The following is a 6,759-nucleotide window of genomic DNA, read 5'->3' on the forward strand; positions in this document are numbered from 1 at the left end:
CCTTTATCGGTAGTCTTTTTACCTATCAGGTACTCAATCTGATACTGAAGATGCGAATTTTCTTTGGGATGCTTGTAATATCCAAACTTTTCAAACAGATATATATTAAAGAGTCCGAAGTTTTCAAAGAGATTAGCATCAAAGGTATCCGAAAGTCCTGTTCCTGTTAGCTTGTCACTTCTTCCTGTATACACTTTGGAAGCATCAAAGCTTGCATCAGAAACAGATTCTCCTGTCGGGATCACAAGATCCAGAATCGAAAACTTCCTTGTCTCACCATCCTGTCCAGCAAGTTCTGACATGGTCTCCTGAGTTTCCTTGGCATCATCCAGGTTGAGTTCATCCTCCGTATGCCCTTCCATATCATCACCTGCGTGTTCATCAAACAGACCTGACACCTTTTCGTATATGCCTACAACAGCATCAAATAAGGTGATCTCATCGCCGCCGGCGCCTTCTCCTTCAATTTCAGATTTGCCACTTTGGGCTTCTTCTGCATCTCCAAGAAGGCCTTCCAAAGGCTCTGCTTCAAGATAGGAGAAGATCTGTCTTTGAACCACAGCACTTCCATTGTCACCTGCAAAGGTGTACTCTGCTACGTTTACGCCTTCCATGGAAAGTTCAGAGAAGTTACTGGTATTTAAAAGAAACTCACCTATAGCAGATATCGTGTTTCCATCCGTGTTTGCACCAAGATAATACTCAAGTCTCTCTGTCATATTGGAAAGAGCAGGAGAGCCTTTATCATAGGCTGTATCAACCATCAAAAGACCATATTGCTCTCTTAAGGGCCTGTTATACTCTCCGAGTACAGCATTACCTGAAATATCAGTAACTATCTCAACTTTCATCTTTTCAGCTCTTATTCTGGCGCCGTAAAAAAGCGCCAGTACAAGAGATAAAAGAATAGGCAGCATAAGAGCCATATAGACGGTAAGTGAAGCTTTTACTGCAGTCTCTTTTGAGGATTTTCTTTCTAAACTTTCATATGCAGTTTCTGTTTCTTTGATCATAAAACTCATATCTAACCTTGCCGCCTGGTTTTGTCTTAATTAGTATGATGCTGCTTCGCTTACGCCATCGTTGATTGTGCCGAATACTGTCTCAAGAACTCCGTTGATGTTCTCCTTAAATACAAGTACAAGACCGATAAGTACGACGATGATAAGAACAATTTCAATTGTTCCCATTCCGGCGTTGTCATCACTAAGCGATGCTTCAAGGTCTCTGCAGGCAAGACGGTTCTGTGCTACAGCCTTTGCAAGTGCAAGTTTCATTTTTGCGTTTTCCATAACTTTTTTCATTTCTTTTTCTCCTTTTAATAAAGCATTTTCTATAGTCAGCAGTTTGAATTCTGCGTGCTATCATTTTGGTGATATCATTTTGATTTTTGTATTTCTTATTATTTATGTATTGTCTTTTTGATCTTTGTATTTCCTATTATTTCTGCATTGTCATTTTGATCTCTGATTTGTCAATTTGATCTCTGCATTTATGTACTTTCCTGACCTTTACCTAAAATGATGTGAATGCAGGGTACATTATGATGATCATTACTATCCCAAGCATCATCATCATTGGTGCAAGAAGTTTGGTCGTAACCTTCTCTCCTGCCTTTCTTGCTATGTTAAGTCTCTCCTCAGAAGCTTTGGCTGCTTCCTGCTTTAGAAGCATAAGGAGCGAGCTGTTTCCTTTTCTAAGGTTCTGGGTCAGAAGATTTACAAGCCTTGTATAAGGCTGGCTTCTGCACCTAAGACCGAACATCTCATAGGCTCTTGCCTCGGACTCTCCGGCCCTTAGTTCATTGACCATTACTCTTATCTCTTCGTAGGCATATCTTTTGGGCATGCCTGCCTTCAGATTTTGTTCATAATCAACGCATAGCTTTTCAAATATGCTTCGAAGTGTCATTCCGGCTCCAAGATATAGGACAAGCTTTGAAATGATCTGGGAATAATCTCTTATCATTTCCTCCTCTCTATCCTTGATACTGGTCTTAAGCTGTTCATCTTTTATGTAATAAAGAAGAACTCCAATTATAAGGACCATTATCATAAGAAGAGAACTGCTATCCTGTATCTCTTTTTTCCAGGTGATATTCTGATCATCAAAGCTATCAGGAAGTGTCTGATATGTGCTTGTCTCAGAGCTTTTATTTTCGCCTTCGATAAGCTCATTCATATAGGCATCCCTGGCCTGCTTGTCTGTAAGGATCTTAGGATATACGCAGACACTGAATTTCTGCTCGAATGTAAGATCCTGAGCAGTATATTTGGCTTTAAGATTTACCGTTATCCCGGCATCCGGGACTTCTTCATTTTTTACTTTGCCTGTAAAACCAAGCACCTTGTACTGATCTGTTGTCCATTGAATCTTGAAAGGATATCCTTCTACAGAACTTACCAGATTGAGGTCAGAATGGACTTCGTCCAAAGATTTGTTATTTGAAAGAATGATCTTTTCCATTTTGGATGCAAGCTCTGCCTGAAGGCTTGTAAGCTCTTCATCAGTATATTTTCTTGCATCAACTGTGATATTGTAGGTTCCTATTTCCTGTCCCTGATCGTCAACAGCTACAAGACTCTGAGATGTTGTAGCTCCTCCGTAGTCGGATCTTGAAAGACCTGTACTACTGTCAAGGATCTGCTCCTTATTACTGCTTAGGGCAATGAAAATAGCCATTATGCAGCCGGCAGCTATCACTATGATAGATAGACCTATTTTTTTGATATAGTACTCTGCTGCCTGCTCTTCCCCTTTGTTAGTAGGAGTAAGAGTACTAAGGTCATTTTTGATCCTGCTGACTTCCAAGGTCCTTTTTCTTCTTATAAACCTTGTATAAATAAAGCCTGCTGCCCTGTAAACTGCTCCCGATATCCCCGTATCGTCAATTCCATCGGGTAGCTCCTCTTCTCTTGCCAGGATACACAGTACTACTATCGCAAGTAGTACAAGCGCATATATCCCGGCTTTTATATATAATTCCATACCTCTCCTCAAAAAGTCTTATACCTTAATCGCGATGATCTTCTCTATGACCGTATAGGCTGCAAGATATACAACAAGACACACTGTCATGATCGCTATACCTGCAAAGTTCCCATACAGGCTGTCAAAAAATCCCGGATTCATGACTCCCACATATGCAATTATCGCAAATGGTACTATCTCCATGATCCTTGCTTCCATCTTGCCTGCACTTATCATGACATCGATCTCTTTTTCCACATCCGTTTGAATAGATATCTGTGCTACAGTCTCTTCAAGCATCTGCGTGATATTGCCTCCGCTTCTTTTTGCTACGCAAAACACATTTGCAAACTCCCTTATGTATGTGTTTCTCGTTCTTTCACCCATTTGAAAAAGAAGGTCTTCGAGAACAATATTATTTTTAAGTCCCTTGCATATACGTCTTAATTCCTTGCATATAGGAGACTGTTCCCCATACAGTTTTTTCATATCCTTATATGCAACTACAAAGGCATTCTCCAAGGCATAACCTGCCTTTTGGCTTGTTGATACGGACACAAGTACATCCTTGAACTGCTGCCCGATCTCATGATTGGTTTTCATGATCCTTTCATTTTTCATTTTCTCCACAAAAGGAACCAGAAGCGGCGCAAGAAATATTGACACAAGCAGCGAATGGTAAAAAAGATAGCTGATGGTGATGATTATGGCCACTCCTGCAAATATCGCAGGAATATCTTCCTTTTGAGGCTTATGAAACAGCTCTTTGAGCTTCCGATGGGAGTACCAGTCCGGCAGCTGCAAGCTTTTCCCTGTTTTCGAGTTCACCTGTTTTCCTCCACTCTCCTAAAACTTTTCCTTTATCATCTTCTCCGGTTTCAACGTACTGCCACAATACATTGAGCCTTACTTCACCGGTCTCTTCATTAAGGCCGCCCGGTACCTCGCAGATCTCAAGAAGCTTTCTGCTCCTGTCTCTTAGCCTTCCAAGATGTACTATTAGATCAATTCCTGATGAGAGCTGCCTTCTGATAGCAGGAAGCGGAAGATCCATAGCCATAAGTATCATGGTCTCAAGTCTTGATAACATGTCCTTGGCGCTATTAGCATGGCCTGTGCTCATACTTCCGTCATGGCCAGTATTCATAGCCTGAACCATATCAAGGGCTTCTCCGCCTCTAACCTCACCGACGATGATCCTGTCAGGACGCATTCGAAGAGATGATTTTATAAGATCTCTTATGGATATCTCTTTACAGCCTTCTACATTGGCATTTCGAGATTCCATTTTAACTATGTTGGGAACGTGCAGAATCTGCAGTTCAGCGTTGTCTTCGATCGTGATGACGCGATCGCAGGATGGAATACTATCTGACAACGCATTAAGAAATGTTGTTTTACCGGAGCCTGTTCCTCCGCTTATAAAGATGTTGTAGCCTGCTCTTACAAGGCTTTGAAGATCCTTAACTATATACTCCGGAACTGAGCCAAAGCCCATAAGCTTTTTCATATTGATAGGCTCGTCCGGGAACCTTCGTATAGTTACGATAGGACCATTTAAGGCTATGGGCGGAAGTACAATGTTAACTCGGGAGCCGTTTTCAAGTCTTGCATCTACGATAGGCGATGCCTCATTTACGACCCTGTTACATCCTGCAACTATCTTCTGGATCACATCTTCAAGTTTTTCTTTAGATTCAAAGGTAAGATCATATTTGGAAAGGCGGCCACTCTTTTCTATAAAGATGTCATCTTTACCATTGATCATTATCTCTGTTACAGTCGGATCATCAACAAGGTCCTGAAGAACATCGAGCTTACGCATAGCATGGAAGAGCTCGGAGCGGAGCATCTTCTTCTCCGCAAAGGTCATAACCATTTCGCAAGAAGATGTTATAACCTCTCTGTCTATCATCTCGAGGATCTCTTCATCGCTTATGTCCCTTGTCATATCCATTGATGCAAAAAGGCGTTTCCTAATGTCCGACTTAAGAGTTTCAAGTTCAGCTCGCATCCTGTGCCTCCTTATCTGAAAGTGACACTGATGCATCAAGAACGTTTCTTGCATACAGTTCTGCTGCCTGACTTCCCGCATCCATAATACTGTCAGGGAAGTCAAAGACCATGCTCTTATCAAGAATATTGCCGCATCCTGTAAGTCGCAGCGTTCTTCCGTAGGTTTCAAGCTTGTGCAGGGATTGTGTATCATTTCTTCTTATGGTAAAAATCCTGTCGCACATTTCAAGAATACTTGTAAAGCCATCTGCAATCTCCGAAAGATCGATCACAAGGTACTTATAAAGACCTGTATTTGCAATCTCCTTGATAAGATGTATCCACTCTTTACTCTCAACTCCCTTAAGTGTCATAAAAGAGGTTGCAGGAGGGATAATATCAAGATTGCCGGATTTAACGCATACACGTTCAAGATAGAGCGAAAGTCTCTTTTCATCATTATCAAAATAATAAAGAAGATCCTGCAGATTCTGACCTGCCGATGTCTGTATTCCAAGATCTGAAGCAAAAGGCTCAAGATTCATATATAAAGTTCTTCCCTCTGCTCCAAGGAGCTGGCCAAGAGCTTTGGAAAACATGGTCTGGCCGCACCTTTTGATAGGAGAATATACACCGTATATGGTAAGCTTCTCATCCTGCCTTTGTTTTGAACTCAAGGTATCTGGCTGGTCCATGCAAAAGGCTATAAGCTTTTGCATTATCTTGTCCATCGACTGATACTTGGGAGTAGACCTTAGCTCTATATCATCATCATAGTTATCTAAAGGCTTTATGCTCCCATCTCTTGACGGCTCCTCCAAAACAAGAACCCTGTCAAATCCTGCATCATGGACCCTCTCATATACAGACTGTGCTATTACAAGCCCTATGGTCTGATGCTTTAATTCATCATCAAATGCTTTAAGGTCCTCTTCATTTGTAAAATCGACAATCTTAAAGGGAAGCTTTAAATTCCGCCTAAGATACTCATCGAGCCTGAAACAGTAATCTGCCTCAGTGTCACAGATGGCAATAATATTCCTTTTACTCATTTCTTCCTCGCAAAAGAGCGCAAAAAAATTGCGTTTCTAGATCAAATACTAAAATGGGATTCGAATATAAAGCGATGCTTCATATCCTCACGAATGAATTTCGTGATCTTGTTCGTAATGAACTTGATGCCAAAATATTAGCAGATGATCTTGCGAAACGCAAGTTCTAATATGTGTAATTTTATTATCGTAATTCCGTGCCACCAGCTATAGCTAAGCCCTAAACCCTCTGTTACTGTAGGGATCTGCAACTGTCTCATTAAGGTGGCCCGGTCCATATGTAAGACCTGCAAATACTCTCTGGGCCCCTGATACTACAGAAGCTGCCTGATTGAGCTTTTCAAGCTCCTTGTAGCAGTCACGCATTTTTTCAAATATGCTTATAATATCATCAATATAATCTGCATCCTGCCTTATAGCTGCAGATATAAGATGCCTTTTTGAAAAGATATAAAGCTGCATGAAAGTCTGTGCTATACCATATTCCATGTTAAGAGATCTGATAAGCTCAGTGATACAGTTCTGGGCTCTTGTGAGCTCTTTGTCATATGCATCAAAATCTTTGGCTGCAAGAGCTTTCTTGGCATCTGTCATATAATCAAGTGTCATCTCATACAGAATTGTGATCATCTGAGTTTCATTAGCTTCTGAAATCCTTCTTGTGTAGTTACTGATCTGCTCTTTGGTCATAATCGTCCTCTTGTGCGAGAATACTGTGCCTTTGGCTTTCAGGTCAAGGTGC

Annotated in this window: 7 protein-coding genes; all 7 read right to left on the minus strand. The window is 41.1% G+C overall.

The features are described from left to right. Positions 1-1,022: DUF5702 domain-containing protein (locus tag K6G87_RS11260; protein ID WP_296837171.1), on the minus strand; the 1,022-nt coding region annotated here is incomplete at its 3' end. A 30-nt stretch (positions 1,023-1,052) separates the two neighbouring features. Continuing rightward, on the minus strand, positions 1,053-1,304 hold the full coding sequence (locus K6G87_RS11265; RefSeq protein ID WP_330669831.1) for a Flp1 family type IVb pilin: 252 nt from the start codon (positions 1,302-1,304) through the stop codon (positions 1,053-1,055). A gap of 211 nt (positions 1,305-1,515) precedes the next feature. Next, complete coding sequence (locus K6G87_RS11270) at positions 1,516-2,988, minus strand: type II secretion system F family protein (RefSeq protein WP_296837174.1); 1,473 nt, start codon at positions 2,986-2,988, stop codon at positions 1,516-1,518. An 18-nt stretch (positions 2,989-3,006) separates the two neighbouring features. After that, complete coding sequence (locus tag K6G87_RS11275) at positions 3,007-3,798, minus strand: type II secretion system F family protein (protein WP_296837177.1); 792 nt, start codon at positions 3,796-3,798, stop codon at positions 3,007-3,009. Beyond that, a complete protein-coding gene (locus K6G87_RS11280) occupies positions 3,722-4,984 on the minus strand; it encodes a CpaF family protein (RefSeq protein WP_296837180.1) in 1,263 nt (420 codons plus the stop codon). Before K6G87_RS11280 ends, K6G87_RS11275 begins: the two co-directional genes overlap by 77 nt. After that, the gene (locus tag K6G87_RS11285; protein ID WP_296837183.1) at positions 4,974-6,017 is read right to left on the minus strand and encodes a hypothetical protein; all 1,044 of its coding nucleotides are present in this window, start codon (positions 6,015-6,017) and stop codon (positions 4,974-4,976) included. The genes K6G87_RS11280 and K6G87_RS11285 overlap by 11 nt, the downstream gene beginning before the upstream one ends. Positions 6,018-6,230: 213 nt before the next feature. Continuing rightward, positions 6,231-6,759 (minus strand): flagellar export chaperone FliS (gene fliS / locus K6G87_RS11290; RefSeq protein WP_296837186.1); only part of this gene is annotated, 529 nt, incomplete at its 5' end.

Source organism: Butyrivibrio sp., assembly GCF_024699075.1.